The 23,228-nt window shown below is 71.1% G+C and carries 12 protein-coding genes and 1 pseudogene; 8 read left to right on the top strand and 5 right to left on the bottom strand.

What is annotated here, in order from left to right; genetic code table 11:
- Positions 1–95 precede the first annotated feature (95 nt).
- Together ACIPXB_RS30485 and ACIPXB_RS30490 are read left to right on the top strand one after the other, a co-directional pair.
- Entirely contained in the window at positions 96–287 is a 192-nt protein-coding gene (locus ACIPXB_RS30485) for a hypothetical protein (RefSeq protein WP_401455025.1), read from the top strand.
- Positions 288–489: 202 nt separating this feature from the next.
- Positions 490–2,007 carry a hypothetical protein gene (locus tag ACIPXB_RS30490; RefSeq protein ID WP_401455147.1) on the top strand — a complete coding sequence of 506 codons (1,518 nt, stop codon included), beginning with the start codon at positions 490–492 and terminating at the stop codon, positions 2,005–2,007.
- 61 nt (positions 2,008–2,068) lie between these two features.
- Here the strand turns inward: ACIPXB_RS30490 and ACIPXB_RS30495 are convergent, their stop codons facing one another.
- The 3 genes and pseudogenes from ACIPXB_RS30495 to ACIPXB_RS30505 form a co-directional block, all read right to left on the bottom strand.
- On the bottom strand, positions 2,069–4,981 hold the full coding sequence (locus tag ACIPXB_RS30495) for a CHAT domain-containing protein (protein ID WP_401455028.1): 2,913 nt from the start codon (positions 4,979–4,981) through the stop codon (positions 2,069–2,071).
- Positions 4,982–5,242: 261 nt separating this feature from the next.
- A pseudogene (locus tag ACIPXB_RS30500) lies at positions 5,243–5,830 on the bottom strand (FG-GAP repeat domain-containing protein); the annotation flags it as partial.
- A gap of 42 nt (positions 5,831–5,872) precedes the next feature.
- A complete protein-coding gene (locus tag ACIPXB_RS30505; protein ID WP_401455030.1) occupies positions 5,873–9,133 on the bottom strand; it encodes an FG-GAP-like repeat-containing protein in 3,261 nt (1,086 codons plus the stop codon).
- Positions 9,134–9,747: 614 nt separating this feature from the next.
- Here ACIPXB_RS30505 and ACIPXB_RS30510 point away from each other — a divergent pair.
- From ACIPXB_RS30510 to ACIPXB_RS30520, 3 genes are all read left to right on the top strand, one after another.
- Complete coding sequence (locus tag ACIPXB_RS30510; RefSeq protein ID WP_401455031.1) at positions 9,748–16,296, top strand: polymorphic toxin-type HINT domain-containing protein; 6,549 nt, start codon at positions 9,748–9,750, stop codon at positions 16,294–16,296.
- A 4-nt stretch (positions 16,297–16,300) separates the two neighbouring features.
- Positions 16,301–16,552: a hypothetical protein gene (locus ACIPXB_RS30515; protein ID WP_401455032.1), complete on the top strand. Its 252-nt coding sequence runs from the start codon at positions 16,301–16,303 to the stop codon at positions 16,550–16,552.
- A gap of 429 nt (positions 16,553–16,981) precedes the next feature.
- Positions 16,982–17,224, top strand: a complete 243-nt coding sequence (locus tag ACIPXB_RS30520) for a UBP-type zinc finger domain-containing protein (protein WP_401455150.1) — start codon at positions 16,982–16,984, stop codon at positions 17,222–17,224.
- Here ACIPXB_RS30520 and ACIPXB_RS30525 read toward each other — a convergent pair.
- Both ACIPXB_RS30525 and ACIPXB_RS30530 read right to left on the bottom strand, forming a co-directional pair.
- Positions 17,148–18,317, bottom strand: coding sequence for an aromatic amino acid transaminase (locus ACIPXB_RS30525; protein WP_401455034.1), 1,170 nt, complete (start codon positions 18,315–18,317; stop codon positions 17,148–17,150). The two genes, ACIPXB_RS30520 and ACIPXB_RS30525, sit on opposite strands and share 77 nt — an antisense overlap.
- Positions 18,318–18,374: 57 nt before the next feature.
- Positions 18,375–19,325: an EamA family transporter gene (locus ACIPXB_RS30530; RefSeq protein WP_401455037.1), complete on the bottom strand. Its 951-nt coding sequence runs from the start codon at positions 19,323–19,325 to the stop codon at positions 18,375–18,377.
- A gap of 127 nt (positions 19,326–19,452) precedes the next feature.
- Here ACIPXB_RS30530 and ACIPXB_RS30535 point away from each other — a divergent pair, with 127 nt between their 5' ends.
- The 3 genes from ACIPXB_RS30535 to ACIPXB_RS30545 all read left to right on the top strand — a co-directional run bounded on the left by ACIPXB_RS30535 (position 19,453) and on the right by ACIPXB_RS30545 (position 23,128).
- A complete protein-coding gene (locus tag ACIPXB_RS30535) occupies positions 19,453–19,917 on the top strand; it encodes an Lrp/AsnC family transcriptional regulator (protein ID WP_401455039.1) in 465 nt (154 codons plus the stop codon).
- Positions 19,918–20,093: 176 nt separating this feature from the next.
- Entirely contained in the window at positions 20,094–21,974 is a 1,881-nt protein-coding gene (locus tag ACIPXB_RS30540; RefSeq protein ID WP_401455041.1) for an enoyl-CoA hydratase-related protein, read from the top strand.
- Between the two features lie 62 nt (positions 21,975–22,036).
- Positions 22,037–23,128: a hydrogenase expression protein HypE gene (locus ACIPXB_RS30545; protein ID WP_401455044.1), complete on the top strand. Its 1,092-nt coding sequence runs from the start codon at positions 22,037–22,039 to the stop codon at positions 23,126–23,128.
- The last annotated feature ends 100 nt before the right edge of the window (positions 23,129–23,228 follow it).

Raw genomic sequence — 23,228 nt, forward strand, 5'->3', positions numbered from 1 at the left:
GGACAGATGTGCAGAGAACTCCGCCGCTTCGCGGCTCCGCGCCAGGGATCCATTCCTCCCCGCCCTCAAGGGCGGAGCCTCCTGGAAGAAATCCGTTGATCTCCCTCTCCGCGATCGTCCTGCTCCTCGTCCTCGCGTGGATCTTCGTGCGCAACGGCGGTCTGAAGTTCTCCCACGCGCTCGTGTGCGTCCTGCTCGGCTTCTACCTCGCGAGCAGCAGCATGGCCGCGACCATCCACGACGGCCTGACCGCCACGGCCGCCGTGGTCGGCAGCCTCAACCCCTGAGCCTTCCCTCGTCTCCTCCCTCCCCTCTGTTGCGCGTTCATGAATCATGGGACGCCGCCATGGACTCCTCCGGCACGGCGATCTAGCGTCGGGCGGCGGCGCGACTGTCATACGCAGTGTCAACAGAAGAGTTGGAACGGAGGACGTCCGGATGTTCCGAAGAACGCTGAACTGCGCCGTGGTCCCGGCCCTCGTCGCCCTCATGGTGCTGACCGGGAGCTCCCCGGCGCAGGCCGAGGAGATACCCAAGGCGCCCGGCCACCGCCTGGTCGGCCACTACGACGGCAGTCCGGCGGCGGCCGCCCCGCTGCCCGGACAGGGGCCGCCGCAGCACCCCTTCCTCGCGCCCAACGGCCGCAGCGGTATGCACGCCGACGCGGCGGGCAGTGCCACCACCCCCTGGTCCGGGCCGCTCGGCCGCAACCCGCAGGTCACCAGCCAGAAGATCGCCGCGCTCGGCGGCGAGTGCGCCACCGCCACCTTTGACGCGGGCGGCCGCCTGGTCACCGTCTGCGGCACCTTCTCCGGCTTCAAGGTCAAACTGCTCGACCCGCGCACCCTCGACACGCTCGCGGAACACCAGCTCCCGCAGCGCTCCTCGACCGTCGAGGCGATCACCTCGCTCGACTTCTCGAAGATCTTCAAGGACACCTCGGGCGGCGCCTACTTCTACCTGGACCACCAGGACCGGGCCGTCCTCGCCGACTCCCGCCAGCACATCCTGCGCCTGGCCCACAGCCAGAATGCCGACGGCAGCTGGAAGTTCACCGTCGAGAACGACTGGGACCTGACCGGGCAGGTCCCGCACGACTGCGTCAGCTGGACCAACCTCCGGCCCAGCGGCACCTGCGACCCCGTCACCTCCGTCATGCCCGACTGGGACGGCCGGATCTGGTGGGTCACCCGGCGGGGCCGGGTGGGCACCGTCGACCCGGCCACGGGTGCGATCCGCTCCGTCCAGCTGCGGGGCGAGGAGATCCAGAACTCCTTCTCCGTCGCCCAGGACGGGGTCTCGATCGTCTCCGACCACGCCCTCTACAGCTTCCGCGCCACCGCCGACGGCACGCCCGAGGTGCAGTGGCGCCAGCCGTACGACCGGGGCACCGGCACCAAACCCGGCTCCGTGAACCAGGGTTCGGGCACCACCCCCGACCTCTTCGGCGACGGCTACGTGGCGATCACCGACAACGCCGACGACCGGATGAACGTCCTGGTCTTCCGCCGCGGCGCCGGCATCCCGGACGACCGGCGGCTGGTGTGCAGGGTGCCGGTGTTCCGACCCGGCGCCTCGACCACCGACAACTCCCTGATCAGCTGGGGCAACAGCCTCGTGGTCGAGAACAACTACGGGTACGAGAACCCCACCACCCTGCTGCTGGGCAAGAGCGTCGTCGGCGGTGCCACCCGCATCGACGTCCGCCCGGACGGCAGCGGCTGCGACACGGTCTGGGAGAGCGCCGTCCGCTCCCCGTCGACCGTGCCCAAACTCTCCACCGGCAACGGGCTGCTCTACTTCTACGAGAAGGAGCCCCACGCCCTCGGTATCGACGCCTGGTACCTCACCGCCGTCGACTTCCGCACCGGCGAGCGCCGCTGGCGCCGGCTGACCGGCACCGGCCCGCTGTACGACAACAACTGGGCCCCCATCACCCTCGGCCCGGACGGCACCGCGTACGTCGGCGTCTTCAACGGCATCGTCGCCGTCCGCGACGGGGACTGACGGACGCCGGTCCCGGTGCCGGGCTCGGGCCCGGTTCCGGTTCCGGTTCCGGGGCGATGGGTCACGGGCCGGTGTGGACCAGCGCCGCCCACCGCAGCGGCTCGCCGGGATGCTCGGCCCGCGCCCGCACCGACGCCCGGTGCACGGCACGGGCCACCCGGTGCGGATCGGCGCGCAGCTCGGCGTAGACCGACGCCGCGGCGCACGGGGCGGCGCACGCGGCGGCCTGGTCACCGGCCGGCCACAGGGTGCCGACGACGTGCCGGAAGCCCGCCAGCTGGAACGCCGCGCAGAGGGAGACCCCCTCGTCGGCCGGCCGCGTGCCGCCGGACGCGGTGGCGGCGGCCGACAGGTACGCCAGGTGGGCCCCGCGCAGTCGCATCGAGGCGATCTCCCCGACCGGGAGATCGCCCTCCAGGAGCCGCAGCCGGCCCGCCGCCGGATCGGCCAGCCGCCCCTCGGCGGGACAGGCGAAGTGCGCGAGCGTGGTGCCCGGCAGCTCGGCGCGGACCCGCTCGGCGGTCGCCGCCGGTCCGTACACGGGACCGCACAGCGTCCGTACGCCGCCCCCGAGCCCGTCGCGGACCAGCTCGATCTCCCGCGCGACGTGCGCCAGTTCCTCCTCGGGAACGGGCACCCCCACGGCCAGGGCCCGCCCGGACACCGGCCCGCCCGCCTCCCGGCCCCGCAGCAGCGCGCGGACGGTCGCCGTGTACGAGGACACCACCCGGTCCAGGGCGCACGCGTGGAACGGCAGCAGCGCGGCCGGCCCGCCCGGCACCCACCACACCCGCGGCAGTTCCCCGTCCCCCGGCACTTCCCGGCCCTCCGGCGGTTCCCCGTTCCCCGGCAGTTCCCCGTCCCCCGGTAGCTCCCCGCCCCCCGGCAGTTCCCCGTCCCGCGCCCGCTCGGGGGCCAGCCGGGCCAGGACCCGCTCCACCACGGCCTCCCGGAGGAACGCGAGCGCGGCCCCGATCCGCTCGCCGCGCACCGCGGCGGACGCCTCCCCGGTCAGCGCCGCCACGTGGTGCTCCACCCCGGCGGCGAGGGAGTCGGGCAGCGGCACCACCTCGATGTCCGTGCCCGGCCGCCGCACGAGCAGCGCGTCGCTGCGCAGCGGGCTCACGTTGAGCAGGACGAGGGGCCCGTCGACGGCGGCGGCCTGGAGCTCCGGCACGCTCAGCGGCCGCAGGAACGACGCCAGTCCGGGCAGGCCCCGGATCGAGGTCAGCAGTTCCTCCCACTCCGCCGACCGGTGGCGGCCCTCGTCGACGGCCTGCGGGCCCGGATCGCCGGCCGGTGGCCGCGGCCCCGGGTCCAGCGCCCGGCACAGCCGCTCGAACCGCGCGGCCAGCTCCTCGTCCCGCTCACGGAGCTCGGCGACGTCACCGCACGCGTCCAGGCCGTGCTGCTGGAACAGGACCGCGCGGCCCTGCTCCAGCAGCACGGCCGCCGTGCCCGGCTGCCCGGCGTGCAGCGCCACCGCGGCGGCGGTGGCCGCGAGCCCGGACTGGGCCGCCAGCTGCGCCCGCTGGTCCGGGCGCGGGAGGGCGATCCCCGCGAGCCGCGGGAGGAGCTCGACGGCGGTGCTGAACGCCCGCAGCGCCTCCGGCCAGTCCCGCTGCCGCACCGCGCTCTCGCCCCACGCCCGGGCGGCGCGCAGCCGTACGCAGGTTGCGGCGTCGGCGAGGCGCGCGGCCTCCCGGTAGACGGCGGTCGCGGGCGTGCCGCCGCGTTCCAGGGCCGCCCCGAGGTCCAGCAGGATCACGGCCCGGGCCGGGTGGCGCGGGCCGATGAGCCGCCGCGCCTCCTCGTAGCGGGCGACGGCCTCGCGCAGCAGGTGGGGCTCGGCCCGGTCGGCGCGGCGGGCCAGCAGGGTCCCGGCGGCCGCGGCCAGCATCGCCGCCCGGACGTCGGTGTCGTCGCCCGCCGCGTCCACGGCACGGTCCGCCAGCCGCTGGGCCTCGGCGAGGTCGCGCGCGTCCTGGCCGTGCGCGGCCCGTAGCCGCAGGCAGCCGCTGAGGTGGTGCAGCAGGGACACCCGGGCCGGGCCGCGCAGCCGCAGGGCCAGCCCGCGCCGGGCGACCGCGATCGCGCGGTCCAGGTCCTCGGGGTCGCCGCCGAGGTCGTACCGGGTGCGCAGTGCCAGCCCCAGGCCGTACAGGTACCGCGCGTGCCACGGGTTGTCGGCCCGGACGGCGGCGACCGCCTCGGCCGCCCGCTCGACCGCCTCGTCGAGGTCCCGCGGGTCCAGCGTGCGTTCGTAGCGGGCCTCGAGGGCCAGCGACAGCCGCGCCAGCGTCTCGCCGCGGTCCGGGTGGGCGGGGGAGGAGACGTCCAGTGCCCGCCGGGACCAGGTGACGGCGCGGGCCAGGTCCCGCTCGTCGCCGGTGCGCCGGTAGCGGGCGAGGTGGGCGACGGAGCGCCCCGACAGCGGCCGCGGATCGGCCTGATCGGCCGGGTCACCGGGCCCCTTGAGCTCCCGCAGCGCCGCCTCGATGTCGCGGGGCGCGCCGGTCCGTTCGTACCGCAGCCGCAGGCACTCGGCCAGCAGGTGGCGCAGGGCCCCGGAGCGTTCGACCGAACGGCACAGCACGACGGCCTCGTCCAGCGCCCCGAGGTCACCGAACACCTCGTAGCACTGCTGGAGGGCCCCGGCCAGGCCCAGGACCAGCTCCGCCCGGCGCGGATCGCCGTGGCCGGCGACCCGCAGCGCGTCGCGCGCCGACCGTACGGCGTCGTGCAGGTCGGCCTCGCCGCCGCCGGACCGGAAGACCAGCAGGTACGCCGCCGAACGCCGGACCAGCACGTCCACGACCGCCGGATCACCGGGGGCGAGTCGCTCCAGCACGTGCGTGGCCCGCTTGACCACCCGCTGCGCTGCGGCCCGGCCGTCCCGCCGGGCGGCCTCCACCAGCAGGTGCCCCAGGACCCGCAGCTCGGCCGCGACCTCCGCGTCCTCCCGCCGGCTCACAGCGCGCCGCCGAGGCCGCCGACCACCACGACCCGCGACACCCCGCGCACCCGATCGACCCGGTCCACCGGCCCCACCTCCGACACCAGAACAGCAGACGGCACGGTGCCCGTCACGCCCCGCAGGGGGCGCTCGGTCGCACACCCCGGGCACACACCCGGCGCCGTACGCCGTGCGCGAGCCGCGCGCGGACGAGGGAGGAAGCACGGAAGGGGGGTGGGGCCCGTACGGACCCCACCCCCTCTCAGTGTTGGGCTCACGTCAGAAGATGACGTCGTAGCCGTTCATGCCGATGCCGATTAGGTTGCGGCCGGGGGTGAAGTGGTAGAGGTCCCCGGTGCGGGTGATGCCGGCTTGTTCCGGCGTGCCGTCGTTGTTCATGTCCGTGGCGAGGAAGTTCCACTCGCCGGGCCACCAGCCCTCGCCGAAGACGCTGGGGGCGCCGAACGTCATCGAACCGCCGCTGCTCGTGTTCGGGTAGAGGAGGAGCTTGCCGTTGGCGTTGTGGCCCACGATGTCGGTCTTGCCGTCGTTGCCGAAGTCGGCCAGCCGGAACGCGGGCCAGTCGGCCGGCCACCAGCCGGTGCCCAAGAGGACGCGGCCGCCCAGGGCCTGCGTGCCCGTGCCTCCGCTGTGGGGGTAGGCCCACATGTTGCCGCCGCCGTCACGGCCGACGACGTCGGTACGGCCGTCGCCGTCGACGTCGGCGAAGCCGAGGTCGACGAAGGAGTTCCAGCCCGTACCGATCAGAACGCGGTTGCCGGTGGTCTCGGTTCCGGTCCGGCCGGTGCCCGGGTACACGTACAGGTCGCCTTCACGGGTGCGGCCGACGATGTCGGTGTACCCGTCGTTGGTGAAGTCGGTGCTGTAGAGGTTCGTCCAGGAATCGCGTCACCAGCCGCTGCCGGCGAAGTACCGGCTGCCGAAGGTGCTGGTGCCGCTGCCGCCGGTGCCGGGATAGACCCACAGGTCGCCGCTGGAGTCGCGCAGTGTCATGTCGGTGTAGCCGTCGCCGTTGAAGTCCGGCCGGTTCTGGGTGCCGCTGGTCCACAGGCTCTGCCCGGAGGGCGTGTAGAGGACGAGCACGCCGCGGGGCTGGAGCACAGCGTGGGAACCAGGGACGCCGTTCCTGCTGCTCCACAGCACGGTCTGTGCGTCGGCGGCGAGGACGGTGAAGTTGCCATCGTTCTGCATGCGGGCCGTGGCTCCGGGATTCCCGGCGGTTCGGGTGGCCCAGAGCTGCTTGCCGTCCTTGCTGAGCAGCACGAGGTTGCCGTCGGACTTCATCAGCAGCTTGGAGCTGCCGCTGGAGAGTTCCTGCCCGGAGGCCAGGGTGGTACCGGCGGTGATGCGGGCGCCGGGGACTCCGTCGATCTCGAAGCGCGGGGCGAAGGAGCCGACGGTGGAGCCGTCGGCGGTGGCCCTGCCCGGCCAGCCGACCATGGTGTTGTCGGCCTGACGGGCCCACAGGTCGGTGATGTTGTCGCCGTTGAGGTCGCCGGACGAGCCGATCTGCGGGTAAGCGGCCTGGGTGAGGCCGGTACCGATCTTGGTGCGGTTCAGGGTGCCCCAGGTACCCAGGTCGACCGCCTGGCCCTCGTCCCGGCTCTTCTGCCCGTGGGTGCTCAGGACGTCGCCGGTGGCGTTGTCCCGCAGCCACAGGTCGGGGACCTGGTCGCCGTTGAGGTCGCCGGGAGCGATGACGGTGTACTTGTCCCAGTCGGTGCCGCCGACGAGTACGGGTGGGGCGTCGTCGAGGTTGCCGTACACGGTGTTGTAGTACGCCCAGAGCTTGTCGCCATGCTTGACGAGAAGGTCCGGGACCTGGTCGCCATTGAGATCGCCGGGGGTGATGATCTGCTCCGCGTTGGACCAGTGGTTCTCCGCGGGCTGCGAGACCGTCTTCTCGACGGGGTTGGTGACGGCCCCGCGGCCGTTGTTCTCCCAGACCCGTAGCGTCTTCTCCGGCTCGCCGGGCTGCCGCTGCAGGGAGACCATGTCGTTGTATCCGTCGTCGTTCCAGTCACCGAGGTCGGCGACCTGGGAGCCGGCGAAGGACTCGGGGGAGGCGACCATGGCGGAGAGTCTGCCGTTGCCCTGGCCCGCGTAGGTCAGGAGGCTGCCGAAGAGGTCGTTGCTCCAGATGTCGCGGTGGCCGTCCCCGTTGAGGTCGTGGGGAACGTCCTTCGCCGCAGCGCGGGCCGCGTAGAAGCGGTACACGCCGATGTCGGACCGGTTGCCGGCGGCGTCCTGGGTGAAGGCGTAGACGAAGTGCGGGCCGGCGCCGGGCGGGGTGATCTTCGCGGTGAACGGAGCCCCCGGGGCGACCGAGGTGCTCTTCACCTCCGGGTCCCAGTCGGTGTAGTAGCCGTACCAGACGACGCCGTTGTCACCGCCCGCGGAGAGGGTGAAGTCGCCTTCCTGGCGGGCTTTGCCGGTCACCTGCGGCCAGCCGTTCGTGCCGTCGGGGAAGACGGTCGAGGCGATCTTCGGCGGGTTCGCCGGCCGCGCCCGGTCCACGGTGAACGTGCACGTCGGGGACCAGCCCGACTGGGCGCCGTCCTGGTCGGTCGTCCGTGCCCGCCAGGTGTAGCTCCCGTCGGGGAGGGATGCGTTCGGGACGCTCCACGTGGCGATCGTGCCGTTGGTGGCAGGGACGGTCTGGCTCACGGAGGGCGTGCTCTGGCCGGACGTGAAGATCTGGAACTCGGTGTTCAGGTTCCCCGCGTCACGGTCGGAGATCCTGGCGTAGAGGCCGACGTTGGTGTTGCCGATCGAGCCGCCCTGCTTGCAGGGGACCCAGGGCGAGGTACCCGGGTCGGCCGGGGTGTTGGGCGGGTTGTTGTACTCGATCTCCAGTGTGACGGTCTTGGGGTCGAAGCGCTTCCAGTGGTACTTGTCGCTCTCGTTGGACGCGTACAGCCCCATGGTCACGTTGGACCGGCCGTTGGAGGCCGCTTCCCGGACGGCGGCGGTGGCGTTGAACTCCAGGTTTCCGGCTTCACAGCCGGGCCGCCCCTTGGCGGCGGTGACGGTGTCGAGCCACGTGCGCCGGTTGGGCTGCTGGTTCCAGGTGGTCTGCGGGGAGATGGGGTTGGTGGTCCACAGCTCCACGGGCTTGGGCTCGCAGGACCAGGACCAGGTCTCCTTCAGGCGGAACGTCGCCTTCGAGATCTGGGCGCCCCTGACGGCGGAGGTGTCGAGCTGGAAGAAGGTGCGGGAGAGTCCGTTCGTGTCGTCCTCGTAGCCGACCCGCACGTCCTCCTTGGTGTTCCAGTAGGAGTTGTTCGGCCACGTGCGGTACGCCCACGCCCAGTTCTGCCGCTCGCCCCACGCCACCGACGGGTCGATGTAGACGGGGTACGTCGTGGTGGGCCTGGTCAGGAGCGCCTGGTCGGGCTTGATCTCCAGGGTGCCGCCCGTGAGGGTGGTCGGCATCTGCGCGTTCTGGGCCCCGGCCGGCGGCACGAAGACTTCGGCGGGGGTGGTCTTCGTCCCCGAGCCCGAGGAGGCCACAGCCGAACGGGCGAGGGTCCGGGTCGCTGCCCCGGTGGTGGTGGAGTCCCACATCACGGGGTTCGGGGAGGTGAAGACCACCTCACCGGCCGGGTTGACCGCGCTCAACAGCCCCGTCGTCGCGTCCTTGGTGACGTCCAGGCCCATGGTGTCGAGTTTGAACTTAAGCGTCGTGAGGTCGGGATGCTTGGCAGCGGCAGCGGTCTTGACCACCAGCAGCTGGGAGAACCCCTCGACCTCGGCCTTCAGTTGCAGGTCGACGTCCGGCAGCACATTGGCGTAGGTCGCCACGTTCGCGGCGAGTGTCGGCTTCGGCAGTGCCTTCGGCCAGGTCAGCGACAGGGTCCGGCCGTTCTTCACCCCGGTCAGCAGCGGACCGGTGCCCCCGCCCGAGAAAGTGATCGCGACGGCCGACGCCTTCGGCCTCACCTTCCCGTCCGCCGCGAACTGCAGCGACGGGTCGGTGGCCACCCAGCCGCCGGCGCGCCGGACGCGCACGGTCGTCCCGTGCCGCTTGACCGACCACTTGCCGGTCGGCAGCGCCCAGGTGTCCGAGGCCTCGGTCCGCGCGGAGGTCAGCTCGTAGGGCTGGCCGGTTTCTTTCGCCTTGGCGAGCGCGAAGTCCTCCGCACTCATAGAACCGTCGGCGACGGGATCGGTGGCGGCGGCGGCCGCGGCCGCAGGCGGATGAATTACAGCCAATCCGGTAGCAGCTATTCCGCTTGCCACGGCCAGCGCGACTATTCGTGAAATCCCCCGCCCGCCCGGCGCACCGGGCAGGGCCTCTCTTCTTCTCACGCACACTCCATCTGTCCGATAGTCGGCGCGACTCTACCTGGAACCTGCACTCCATATGTAGCTCTCACCTGCGAATCTGAGCCGATCCTCTCGGCTTGTCCGATTGATTCAGATGGATCTACTTTGCGGTAACAAGAGGTGTCGGATGGTGAATTGGAGCCATTTGATGAGGATCGAATAGCGGGAATCTGTGCTGTTAGCCTGCGCCGGTAAATCTTTCTAGAAGCATGGGGTGGGGTGTGAGAACATTTCGCACGAGAGGGCTTTCTGTGGCATTGGCCGCCGCAGTCCTCTCAGGTATGCTCCCGAGCGCGATTGCCGTAGCAGACAGCAAATCCAAGCCGTCGCTACCGCAGCTCAAGCAGCCCAGGGCGGTTCCGGTCCAGCCGGTCCGTACGGGCGGAGCGCCGAAGAGCGACGACGCGAGTGCGACCGCGTGGAAGGCGCCGAGCGTGGCCTGGCCGACGGCCGGATCGGCGGATGTGGACCTGAGGGGGGCCTCCGGGCCGGTCTCCAAGTCCTTCCTGTCGGGGCCTGCGCAGGGGCCCGTCGTCGGCCCGCGCGCGCAGCAGGCCGGCAAGCTCCCGGTTGCGGTCTACGCCGCCCCGGGCAAGGCGGCCGAAGCACCGTCAAAGGTCAAGGTCTCCGTCGTCGGCAAGGACGCGGCGCGCAAGGCCGGCGTTGACGGTGTGGTGCTCTCGGTGGGCCGCTCGGACGGCAGCGCGCAGTCCGCATCGGCGAAGGTCGAGGTGGACTACAACTCCTTCCGGGGCGCCTACGGCGGTGACTACGCCTCCCGGCTGCGCCTGGTGGAGCTTCCGGCGTGCGCGCTCACGACGCCCGATCGCGCGGAGTGCCGTACGCAGAAGCCTCTGCAGACGCACAACGACACGCGTACGGGCAAGCTGTCGACCCAGGTGACGACACCGGGTACGACATCCGTGCCTGCGGCCAAGTCCGCAGGCGCACCGGTGGCGAAGGCGGCTCCCGCGGCGGCGGTCGGCGCGACCGTCCTGGCGGCGACGGCCGGCGACGCGGGTCCCACGGGTGACTACAAGGCGACCTCGCTGCAGTCCTCGGGTGCGTGGAGCGCGGGCGGTTCGACCGGGGGCTTCTCCTGGTCATACCCGGTCTCGGCGCCGTCGGTGCCCGGTGGGCTCGCACCGCAGATTTCCCTCGGCTACAGCTCCCAGTCGGTCGACGGCCGCACGGGCCAGTCCAACAGCCAGGGTTCGTGGATCGGTGACGGCTGGTCCTGGGAGCCCGGCTTCATCGAGCGCCGGTACAAGCCGTGCAACGACGACAAGAGCGGTGGCACCAACACCACCAAGGTCGGCGACCAGTGCTGGTTCAACGACAACGCCACGCTGTCGCTGGGCGGCAAGTCCACCGAGCTCGTCTACGAGCAGGGCAAGGGCTGGCACCCGGCCTCGGACTCGGGCGAGAAGGTCGAGAAGCTCACCGGCGCCGTCAACGGCGACAACGACGGCGAGCACTGGAAGATCACGACGACCGACGGTACGCAGTACTTCTTCGGTCTGAACCGCCTGCCGGGCTGGAAGGACGCGTCCACGCCGACGACGAACTCGGCCTGGACCGCGCCCGTCTTCGGCAACCAGGCGGGCGAGCCCTGCTACAACGCCTCCTTCGCGAGCGCCTGGTGCCAGCAGGTCTGGCGCTGGCAGCTCGACTACGTCGTCACCCCGGGCGGCGACGCGATGGCGTACTACTGGAAGACCGAGACCAACAACTACGGCCGCAACGTCTCGGAGACCACCGGCAAGGCCACGGTCACCCAGTACATCCGCGGCGGCTGGCTCGACCGCATCGACTACGGCCTGCGCTCCGACGCCGTCTACACCGGCCAGGCCATGGCCCAGGTGAAGTTCGACGTCGGCGAGCGCTGCCTGGCCAACTGCGGCACCTTCGACGAGGCCAACGCCAAGAACTGGCCGGACTCCCCGTACGACCTGTTCTGCAAGGACGGCTCCACGGAGTGCAAGGGGCAGTACTCGCCGACGTTCTGGTCGCGGATGCGCCTGACGGCGATCCACACCAAGCTCCTCACCGGCGGCGCCTACCAGGATGTCGACTCGTGGACCCTGGACCAGAACTTCCCGCCTTCGGGCGACGGCATCTCCACCCCGATGTGGCTGAAGTCCATCACCCGCACCGCCAAGGCGGGCCCGGCGGCGGACGTCACCCTCGATCCCGTCACCTTCACCGGTGAGCAGAAGCCCAACCGGGTGGACAAGACCGGCGACGGCCTGGCCCCCTACGTCCGGCTGCGGATGTCCAAGGTCACCACCGAGACCGGTGGCACGATCGGAGTCACCTACTCCCCGCAGGACTGCACCCCCACCGCCCTCCCGGCCGCGGACGCGACGAACACCACCCGCTGCTACCCGGTCAAGTGGGCGTGGGAGGGCGAGACCGCCAAGCTCGACTGGTTCAACACGTACGTCGTCACGCAGATCCTCGAGGGCGACAACCTCGCCTCGACCCCCGACGAGGTGACCTCGTACACCTACCTCGGCGGAGCAGCCTGGGACAAGGACACCAGCGAGTTCACCAAGGCCGAGGACCGCGTCCACTCCGTCTCCCGCGGATACGGACTCGTCCAGACCCGCACCGGCGACACAGGCGACCCCCGCACGCTGTCCGAGACCCGCTACTTCCGGGGCCTCGACGGCAAGGAGGTCAAGGACGGCACGGGAGCCGCGGTCACCGACCGGCCCGAGTTCGCCGGCATGGTCCGCGAGAAGGCCACCTACGACGGCGACGACACCAGCAAGCTCGTGAGCGCGACGTCCAGCACCCCGTGGCGTTCGGGTCTGGTGGCCAAGCGGGTACGTCCCGGCCTGCCCGACCTCGTCTCCTACAAGACGAACGTCGAGAAGGAGTCGACCCGTACCACTGTCACCGGTGGCACCCGCACGACCGAGGCCAGCCGTCACTTCGACGACTACGGCATGGTCGACTGGCAGTCGACCACCGGCGACACCGCGAAGACCGGCGACGAGTCCTGCACCAGGACCACCTACGCGCGCAACACCGCCACGTGGATCCTGAACCGGACCAGCCGCGTCGAGACCCTTGCCCTGCCGTGCGACACTCCCGGCACCGGTCCGGCCGACATCATCGACGACACCCGGACCTACTACGACAACGGCACGCTCGGCACCGTCCCCGGCACCGGTCTGGTGACGAAGACCGAGAAGATCAACGGCAGGGGCGACGGCTACGACACCACCAACAGCATCCCGTCCACCTGCGGCGCGGCGGGCAACCAACTCTGCTACGACATGTACGGCCGGGCCCTGGCGGCCGCCGACGCCTACGGCAAGGTGACCACCACCGCGTACACGCCGGCCACCGGCGAAGCCGCGACGGCGATGACGGCGAAGAACCCGATGGGCCACACCGTCGCCAGCCAGATCGACCCGCTGCGCGGCCAGGCCACCAAGGTCACCGACCCCAACGGCAAGGTCACCACCACGGCGTACGACGCACTGGGCCGGACCACGAAGGTCTGGGTCCCGAACTGGGCGGCCGAGACCTACCCCGAGCTCCCCAGCCGCGCCTTCGAGTACACCGTCCGCAACAGCGGCCCCAACGTCGTCACGTCCAAGACGCTGACCCACGACCGCAAGTACGCGGTCGTCCACTCCATCCAGGACGGACTGCTGCGCCAGCGCCAGACGCAGACCCAGTCGCCCGATTTGGCAGGCCGTCTGATCACGGAGACGTTCTACGACACCCGTGGCCTGGCCTGGCGCTCCTCCGGCACCTACTACGCCGACGGCGCGCCCTCGCCCGAGCTGGTCACGGGGCAGGAACTCAACTACCCGGCCTCCACCGACACCCTCTTCGACGGCGCGGGCCGCCCCACCGCGGTGATCGCCAAGAACAAGGGCGTCGAGACCAAGCGCACCACGACCAGCTACACGGGTGACACCACCACGGTCGTCCCGCCTCCGGGCGGCACCGTGACGACCACGGTCGTCGACGCCCTCGGGCGCACGGTCGAGGCCAGGCAGTACACCGACCCGGCCCGCACCGCCTCACAGTCGACCTTCTACACCTACGACAGGCTCGGCCGACTGTCCCAGGTCACCGACCCGGTCAACGCCAAGTGGACGTACACCTACGACGTCCGCGGCCGCAAGACCGAGGTCAACGACCCGGACAAGGGCCTGCTCAAGACCACTTACGACGCGGGCGACCGCGTCACGGACGTCACCGACGCCCGAGGCATCACCCTGCACACGGACTACGACGACCTCGGTCGTCCTGTAGCCGCCAAGCAGGGGGCCACGACCCTGACCGCGACCGTCTACGACACCGTGGCCAAGGGCCAGCCGGCCAAGTCGACGCGCTACGTCGACGGCGCGGCGTACACCACGGAGGTCCTTGCCTACAACGACCTCTACCAGCCGCTCGACACCCAGGTCACCATCCCGTCCACCCCGGACACCGGCGCCCTGGCCGGCACCTACAAGTGGACGAACACCTACAACATCGCCGGCCAGCCCCTGACGACCAAGCAGCCGGCCATGGGCGGCCTCCCCGCCGAAACGGTCGGCAGCACCTACAAGCAGGTTTCCGGTCTGCTCAACAGCATGGGCGCCGGCAACAGCCGCCTCGTCTCGGCGATGGCCTACGACCACTACGGCCGTACCGTCCGTCAGGAACTCGGCGCGTCCGGCCAGCGCCTGTACCGGACGATGGAGTACGACGAGCACACCGGTACCCTCACGCGTGCCGTCACTGACCGCGATGTCGCGCCGCAGCGGCTCGAGGACACCAAGTACACCAACGACCCGGTCGGCAACCTGACCGCGATCGCCACGGCGTACGGCCAGGACGCGGCCCGCACGACCGACATCCAGTGCGTCAACCTCGACGCCCTGCGCCGGATCACGGAGGCCTGGACCAACAAGGGCGAGACCTGCGCCGCCACCCCCTCCGCATCCGTCATCGGCGGCGAGGACCCGTACTGGACCACGTACACCTACGACGCCATCGGGAACCGCAAGACCGAAACCAAGCACCAGACCGCCTCGGGCCCGACCGCGGACACCGTCCGCACCTACGCGCCCCCGACCCCGGGCAAGCACGACCTGCCCAAGGTCACCCAGACGGGCACCGACCCGCACGAGGAAACGTTCACCTACGACGCGGCGGGCAACACCAAGACCCGCAAGAGCGGCACCGGCGAAACCCAGTACCTCGACTGGGACCCCGAAGGCCGCCTGAAGTCCCTGATCCAGGGCACCACGACGAACACGTTCGTCTACGACACCACCGGTAGCCGCCTCCTGCGCAAGGAGAAGGACAGCACCACGCTCTACCTGCCGGCGGGCAACGAACTCAAGCTCGACAAGTCGGGCACGGTCACAGGCACCCGCTACTACGGCGACGTCGCGGTCCGCACGGCCGGCAAGCTCACCTTCACCCTCGCCGACCACCACAACACCGGCACCACCCAGGTCACCGCGGACACCACCCAGACGGTGACCCGCCGCAAGACGGGCCTGTTCGGAGACGCCCGCGGCACCCAGCCGACGACGTGGACCGGCGAGAAGACCTTCGTCGGAGGCACCAAGGACAACGACAGCGGCCTGACCCACATCGGAGCCCGCGAATACGACCCCCTGATCGGCCGATTCATATCCGTCGACCCGATCATGGACCTCACCGACTCGCAGCAACTCCACGGCTACACCTACTCCGCCAACAACCCCTTCACCTACTCCGACCCGGACGGGCTCAGGTATTTCGAAGGCGGTAACGACGATCCCGGCTTCGAATCCGCCCCCGAAAAGGTCGTAGAAACCGCAACGCGGTACAGCGCCAAGCGAGGCACGCTCACCAGAGGCTGCCGACTTTTCTGCCACAGCGAAGGCGCCAACGGCGGCGGCGTCAAATACCCGGCCAAGCCGACACCGAAGCCGAAGCCGAAGCCAAAGCCGGACACAAGCAACTCCACATGGGTCGCAGAAGCGTTCTACGGCGCGATAAGCAGCGGCGTCCACACCGCGTCACTCTTCGGGTGGGTGTTCGGTGACGACGACTGCTGGAACGGTGGCGCTGGAACGCCGGGATGTGACTACGGCGGCGATTTCGACAACTGGCTGCTGGAACACGGCATCAACACCGAGAGTGCCGCTTTCCAAATCCCCGGCCTCGCGGCTGAACTCTGGGGCCACGGAAGGAGCAATGGCCCGACAGGGACAGGCAGGGGTACGGCGGGCAACTGCTTCCTAGCCGGAACCTTGGTCGTAATGGGTGATGGCTCGACGAAGAAGATCGAAGACATCGTTGAGGGTGACGAAGTCAAATCCACGGACCCGGTCTCCGGAGAATCTAAGGCGAAAGTCGTAACTCAGCTGATTCGAACGGAAGGTGAAAGGGAGCTCAACGCCCTTTCGGTCGAAGGCGCTGAGGGGCAAGGTCGGATCGTCGCCACCCGCGAGCACCCATTCTGGTCTCCCCTGGAACAGAGGTGGATTGATGCTGGAGACTTGACTGCGGGGGCGAAGCTCCTCACGGACGATGGCGACCTAGTTCAGGTTACTGGGAACCATCCCTACGCGGAGCGTGTTGTAACGTACAACTTCACCGTAGCTGACTTCCACACGTACTATGTGCTGGCGGGCGAGACTCCAGTCCTCGTTCACAACAGCAACTGTGATCCTCGCTTCTCGGTCGACTCCAAGGGGAACGCCACCGATCTCACCAATCCGGGCGGCAGGGTCGGCGTTCCGAAACTTGAAGGTGGCACCCTGCAAGAAGTGGGCGGGCGCGTCTGGGGTTCTGGAGATCCCTCTCACCTCATAGGAACACGCTCCCCGGCTGAATTGAGAGGGTTGGCGAGCAGGGGTGACGCGGAGAAATTGCAGGACTTCTACCAGAGCGCAGCGCTTGCAGGGAAGGGTGGAAAGACTGCACCGGCGCGCGTGGTGCTGACTCAGGAGATCATCGATGCTTGGAGATAGTCGGGTGAGCAAGAACGAGCAGGTCGTAGACCTGAAATTTGCGGCGGCGCAAGGGGAAAGCGTCGAGGTGTGCTTCGAGCCGGTAGGAACCACCTTCTCCCTGAGCGACGGTGAGGCGGTCTTTCTCCGGACCGCAATCTCAAACGTGGCCTCGCTTGAAATTGTCTCGTGGCCTAATGGGATTGGGGTTTGGGTCCCCTATCCCGGCGACTACGCGATCATTGACTCGAAGGGGAACGAAATCGATACACTCTGATCCTCTCCCGTAAGAGAGGGAGCCGCTCCGGATTCGTTGCGACGCCCCGGTGATGGTGCCCAATCAGCGGCACCGGGAGTGAATCCACGGGTGCAAATCTGAAGCCCCGCCAGGTAACACCTGGCGGGGCTTCAGCGTGGTCTGACGCTGAGGTTGAAAGGGCAGGGTGACGGGGCTACGGGGGCTCCAGCGCGAGCCCGGTCTCGGCTATGAAGCCCTTGATTGAGACAGCAATCGGCCTCGCTGGGCGCGTGACCCTCGAGGTCGTTGTTACCAGAGCAGGCGCACGGTGCAGGAGGTGCAACCCGCCCGCCTGGAGTCGTGCCGCACAGCCAGACCCGGAAGCCGCGATGGGCAGCGGCGCCCGATCGGCATCTGGTCATGGTCCGGCTTGTCGTGCCCGGCTCGTTGGAGGGGTGTGAGGACTGCATGCGGCCGGGAGGGGCCTGGGTGCATCTGCGGCTGTGCCTGACCTGTGGGCACGTCGGGCGTTGTGACTCCTCGCCGGTGCGGCACGCCCGGGAGCATGCCGCCGCCGAGGGGGATCCCATCGTCCGGTCCTTCGAGCGCGGGGAGGACTGGCTGTGTGACGGGGCTATGGGGCGTCCAGGACCTGGGCCATGCCCTTCGCCACGCACTCGACGCGGTCCGTCGGGAGGCCCGCGATGTTGATGCGGCCGGCCGTGGTGCCGTAGATGGCGCACTCGGCGCGCAGGCGGAGCATCTGTTCCGGGGTCAGGGGGAGCATCGAGAACATGCCCTTCTGGCGGGCGAGGGTCCGCGCCTGGGCCTCGTGGCCCAGCGCGGTCAGGTGCGTGGCCAGGGTGATGCGGTTGGCTTCGATGCGGGCCCGCATCGTGTCCAGTTCCGTCTGCCACAGGGTGCGGAGGGTCTCGTCCTCCAGGATGGTGGTGACGACCGCCGCGCCGTGTTCCGGGGGCATCGAGTAGAGGGTGCGGGCGGCGTTCTGGAGGGCCGTCTCGGCGTGCCGGAGGGCCTGGCGCGAGGTGCCGACCACGATCGCGCAGCCCGTGCGGTCGCTGTAGAGGCCGAAGTTCTTCGAGCAGCTGATCGCGATCAGCATCTCGGGTACGCGCTCCGCGAGCATCCGGGTGGGCGCCAGGTCCGCCGCCAGGCCGTCGCCGAGGCCGTGGTACGCGAGGTCCACGAAGGGCACCCAGCCGGTCCGGGCGGCGAGGTCGGCCATGGCTTCCCAGTCCTCGGCGGAGGGGTCCACGCCGGTGGGGTTGTGGCAGCAGCCTTGCAGGAGGACGACGTCGTCGCGGCCGGCCCGGGTCAGGTCGCGGAGCATGGCCGGGCCGTCGGTACAGGCGTACGTCCGCACGGTCAGGCCCGCGGCCTCCAGGATCGGCCGGTGGTTGACGTACGCCGGATCGCTGATCCACACGGTGGTGCCCGGGCGGGTCCGGCAGATCAGGTCGGCCAGCAGGCGCAGGGCTCCGCTGCCCGCGACCGTCTGGACCGCCACCGCCCGGTCGGCGGAGGGGCCACTGCCGAGGATCAGCGACAGCATCGCGCGGTTGAACGCGGCGTTCCCGGACAGTCCGCGGTACTCCTTCGAGGCGGAACGTTCCGCCAGGCGTATCTCGGCCTCACGTACGGCCGCCATCACCGGGGTGCCGCCCCGGTCGTCGCGGTACACGCCGAGGACCAGGTTCAGCCGCTCGGGGCGGGCGTCGGCGCCGTACGCCTCGGCCAGGTCCCACAGCGGGTCGACGGGCGGCGGGAGGAGGAGCTCAAGCATCTGCGGGGACCTCAGGTCGGGTTCGGGCGCGGGAGAGGGTGCGGTGCGGGCGCGGGCTCAGGTGCGGGGGCGGCGGTTGGCCAGCACCACGCCCGCGGTGATCAGGGGGACGCCGACGAGTACGGCGAGGGTCGGCGACTCGTCCAGCAGCGGGACGGCGAGGACGACGACCAGGACGGGGCTGAGGCTGCCGACGGCGGAGCTGCGCTCCGCGCCCAGCCTGCGGATGGCGTACGCGTACAGCAGGCCCGCGCACAGGCCCACGCCGAGGCCCTGCACCACCAGGAACAGGACGATGTCGGTGGGGGCGGCGGAGGCCAGGCCCGTGGGGAGGACTCCCGTGAGGACCAGGAGGGCGATGGCCGCGAACGAGGGCAGGCACAGCAGGCCGATCGACCCGACGGGATCGAGGTCCACCTCCTTGAGGCCCACCGTGTACAGGGCCCAGAGCCCGCTGGCGAGGAGCAGCAGCCCCGCGCCGGCCAGGACGTCCGTGTCCACGGGGACGACGTAGCGCCAGACCAGGGCGGCCACGCCGGCCGTGATCAGCGCCAGGCCCGCCGCCTGCGTACCCCGGGGCAGGCCGCGGCCGGCGGCCACCATCAGCGCGGAGACGAACAGCGGCACCATCCCGGGGACGATCGAGCCGACGAACGCCGCCGAGGTCAGGGAGCCGCCGTACATCGCGGCCAGGAAGAACGGCACCCCCGCACCGCAAGCGATCTTGAGTGCGGCGGCCGGGCGGACCGCGGCGATCCGCCGCCGGCGCCGCCACAGCGCCGGCGCCAGGACCAGGAGCGGGACGCCGAAGCGCAGCAGGGCCGCGTCGGCGGGCAGGAGGGAGGAGGCGCTCAGGGCGCGGGCGCTGAGTGCGAAGGCGGCCCAGATCGTGACGGTGACGAGGAGGGCCGCCATGCCCCGGGCCTGGGGGGAGGGGCCGGAGCGGGGCGCGGCCGGGGCGCGGGTGGGCGCCGGTATGGGCGCGGGCGTGGTCGCCGAGCGGGGCAAGGTGGCTCCTCCAGCCTCAGGGGCCGGATCCGGCCAGAAGGCAACCGTAGGGCTTTTGCCGGGGCAGGCGATTGCCAGTTCTGCCTCTCAGGCATAGCTTGGGGGCAGAATCTGCCAAGGAGAGCCAGTGGACGCAGTCGATCTGCAGATCGTCCGGGAATTGCAGGCCGACGGACGGCTGTCCAACCAGGACCTCGCCGACCGGGTCCGGCTGTCGCCGTCGCCCTGTCTGCGCCGGGTCCGGCGGCTGGAGGAGTCCGGTCTGATCCGCGGCTACACGGCCACGGTCGACCAGGTGGCCTTCGGGCTGCCGATCACCGTCTTCGTCCGGATACGGCTGGAACGCCACACCGCGGAGGCGGTCCGCGTCTTCGAGGAGCAGGTCCAGGTCATCGAGCACATCCAGGACTGCTACCTGATGGCCGGCAGCAGCGATTACCTGCTGCGCGTCGTCATCGAGAGCCTGGAGGCTTACGAGGCCCTGGTGCGCCACCGGATCCACGCCATCCCCGGTATCGCCTCGATCGAGTCGAGCTTCGCCTTCGGCAGCGTCAAGCAGTCCCGCGTCTACCCGCGGCCCGCCACCGGCTGACGCGCCGGTACGCCGAGGCGCGCGGCGGCCGGGTGGCGGGTAGCCGACCGTCCTTCGGGTGACCTCGCAGCCTGTCTCCCGGCCCGCGGGTCCGGCGCCCCCGACGATCGGCAACGGCCGGAGCGTCCGGCCCGCGGCGCCCGTCGGCGCCCCGTGTCGCCCGCCCGGAGGCCGCCGTGCACATCCTGCTCGTGGCCGGTGCGTTCAACAGCCTCACCCAGCGCGTCCACGCCGAACTGCGCGACCGAGGCCACACCGTGGCCGTGGAACTCGCGCTGCCGGGCGGGTCCCTGCCCGAGGCCGTGGACCGGCACGCCCCGCAGCTGATCGTGGCGCCGATGCTGAAGACGGCGATCCCCCGCGAGGTGTGGTCGGCGCACACCTGCCTCATCGTCCACCCCGGCCCCGTCGGCGACCGCGGCCCCTCCTCGCTCGACTGGGCGATCCACGAGGGCGCCGACCGGTGGGGCGTGACCGTCCTGCAGGCCGACGAGGAGATGGACGCCGGCGACGTGTGGGCGACCGTCCCGTGCCCCCTGCCGCCCGTCTCCAAGAGCGACCTCTACCGCAACGAGATCGCCGACGCCGCCCTCGCCGCCGTCCTGCTCGCCGTGGAGCGCTTCGCCACGGGCACCTACCGGCCGCGCCCCCAGGACGGCCGGGCCGCCGCACCCGTCGGCGGGGTGCTGCCCCGCACCCGCCCCTACCTCGACCAGAGCGTCCGGCGGATCGACTGGACCGCCGACCCCACCGACGCGGTGGTACGGGCGCTGCGCGCCGCCGACTCGCAGCCCGGAGTGCTGGACGTCCTGCTCGGTGGTGAGTACTACCTGCACGGCGGGCACCCCGAACACACCCTGCGCGGGCGCCCGGGGGAACTGCTGGCCACCCGCGCCGGAGCGGTGTGCCGGGCCACGGCGGACGGCGCCGTCTGGATCCCCGAGCTGCGCCCCCGGCGCCTGCCCGGGCAGCCGCGCACCTTCAAACTGCCCGCCGTCCAGGCCCTCGGCGACCGGCTCCCGCCCCTTCCGGAGGTCCCGGCGCCGCTGTTCCCGGACGAGCCGGAGCACCCGTACCACCCGTACCACCCCGGCCGGCCGGACGCCGCTTGGTCCGACATCCGCTACCGGGAGGAGGCGAGCTGCGGCTTCCTCACCTTCTCCTTCCCCGGCGGCGCGATGAGCACCACGCAGTGCCGGCGCCTGCTGGACGCCTACCGCTACGCCTGCACCCGCCCCACCTCGGTGCTGGTGCTGGGCGGGCAGCGGGACTTCTTCTCCAACGGCATCCACCTGGGCGTCATCGAGGCCGCCGCCGACCCCGCCGCCGAGTCCTGGGCCAACATCGAGGCCATCGACGACCTGGTCGGGGCGGTCCTGGAGACCACCGACCGGCTGGTGGTCGCCGCCGTCGGGGGCAACGCGGCGGCCGGTGGCGTCATGCTCGCGCTGGCCGCCGACGAGGTGTGGTGCCGCGCGGGCACCGTACTGAACCCGCACTACCGGCTGATGGGCCTGTACGGGTCGGAGTACTGGACGTACTCCCTGCCGCGCCGGGTGGGCGCCGTCGTCGCGGACCGGCTCATGGCCGAGGCCCTGCCGGTGAGCGCCGCGAGCGCCCGCGGGCTCGGCCTGGCCGACCGGGTGATCGAGTGCGGCCCGGGCGACTTCGCCGCCCGCACCGCCCGCCTCGCGGCCCACCTGGCCGGCCTGCCCGGCACGCCGTCGCGGATCGCCGCGAAGAAGGCCGAACGGGACCAGCGGGAGAGCCTCACCCCGCTGGCCGCCTTCCGGGAACGGGAGCTGGCCCGGATGCACCGCACCTTCCACGACCCGGACGCCCCGTACCACGCGCTGCGGCGCGCGTTCGTCCGCAAGGAGCGGCCGGAGCGCACCCCGGCGCACCTCGGCTCCGGCACGGCCGCGCGGCCGGGCTTCACCGGACCGGCGAAGACCGACGTCACCGGACCGGCGAGCACCGACGTCACCGGACCTGCGCGGCCCGGCGTCACCGGAACGGTCCTGGATGACGTCCCACTCCGGCCGGAGGGCTGGTAGCAAGGACTCTGGTGGTCCGAAATGCAGGGCTTCATCCACAAACCTCCCGAGGAGGCGGTCCCATGACTGCAGCCACGCCGCACGCGGCAACCGCTGCGGACGCCGACGGCAAGCCCGCCGACGAATCGCCCACGATCCACATTCTCTGGATCAACGCGGGGCTGAGCTGCGACGGCGACTCCGTGGCGCTCACCGCCGCGATGCAGCCGAGCATCGAGGAGATCGTGCTCGGAGTCCTGCCGGGTCTGCCGAAGGTCGCCGTGCACTGGCCGCTCATCGACTTCGAGTGCGGTCCGGTCGGCGGCGCCGACACGTTCATCGAGTGGTTCTTCAAGGGCGAGCGGGGCGAGATCGACCCGTTCGTGCTGGTCGTCGAGGGGTCCATCCCCAACGAGGCGATCAAGCCCGAGGGCTACTGGTGCGGATTCGGCGACGACCCCGAGACCGGCCAGCCGATCACGACCAGCGAGTGGATCGACCGGCTCGCGCCCAAGGCGCTGGCGGTGGTCGCCATCGGCACCTGCGCGACGTACGGCGGCATCCACGCCATGGCCGGCAACCCGACCGGGGCCATGGGCGTGCCCGACTACCTCGGCTGGGACTGGACGTCGAAGGCCGGCATCCCCCTCGTGTGCGTGCCCGGCTGCCCGATCCAGCCCGACAACTTCGCCGAGACGCTCACCTACCTGCTCCACCAGGCCGCCGGCGCCGCCCCGATGATCCCCCTGGACGACAAGCTGCGGCCGACCTGGCTGTTCGGCGCGACCGTGCACGAGGGCTGCGACCGCGCCGGCTACTACGAGCAGGGCGAGTTCGCGAAGACGTACGACTCCCCGAAGTGCCTGGTCCGGCTCGGCTGCTGGGGCCCGGTCGTCAAGTGCAACGTGCCCAAGCGCGGCTGGATCAACGGCGTCGGCGGCTGCCCCAACGTCGGCGGCATCTGCATCGCGTGCACCATGCCCGGCTTCCCCGACAAGTTCATGCCCTTCATGGACGAGCCGCCCGGGGCGAAGGTCTCCAGGACCGCCAGCGGCGCGTACGGCGCGGTGATCCGGCGGCTGCGGTCCTTCACCACCCGGACCGTGGACCAGGAGCCGGCGTGGCGCCACACGGGCCGTGAGATCACCACCGGCTTCCGGCCGCCCTGGCGGTAGCGGGAGCCGCCCGTACCCGCCCCCGTACCCGACCCCCCGCTCCTGACCCCCGCTCCTGACCCCCGTTCCTCATCCCCGCACCTGACCCCCGCACGACGAA

Source organism: Streptomyces sp. NPDC090022, from assembly GCF_044748145.1.
GTDB lineage: Bacteria > Actinomycetota > Actinomycetes > Streptomycetales > Streptomycetaceae > Streptomyces.

Excerpts from the sequence above, each read along its gene's own strand:
- ACIPXB_RS30520 (WP_401455150.1), top strand. The coding sequence starts at position 16,982 with ATGCGGCCGGGAGGGGCCTGGGTGCATCTGCGGCTGTGCCTGACCTGT.
- ACIPXB_RS30525 (WP_401455034.1), bottom strand. The coding sequence starts at position 18,317 with ATGCTTGAGCTCCTCCTCCCGCCGCCCGTCGACCCGCTGTGGGACCTG.
- ACIPXB_RS30505 (WP_401455030.1), bottom strand. The coding sequence starts at position 9,133 with ATGAGTGCGGAGGACTTCGCGCTCGCCAAGGCGAAAGAAACCGGCCAG.
- ACIPXB_RS30545 (WP_401455044.1), top strand. The coding sequence starts at position 22,037 with ATGACTGCAGCCACGCCGCACGCGGCAACCGCTGCGGACGCCGACGGC.
- ACIPXB_RS30490 (WP_401455147.1), top strand. The coding sequence starts at position 490 with ATGGTGCTGACCGGGAGCTCCCCGGCGCAGGCCGAGGAGATACCCAAG.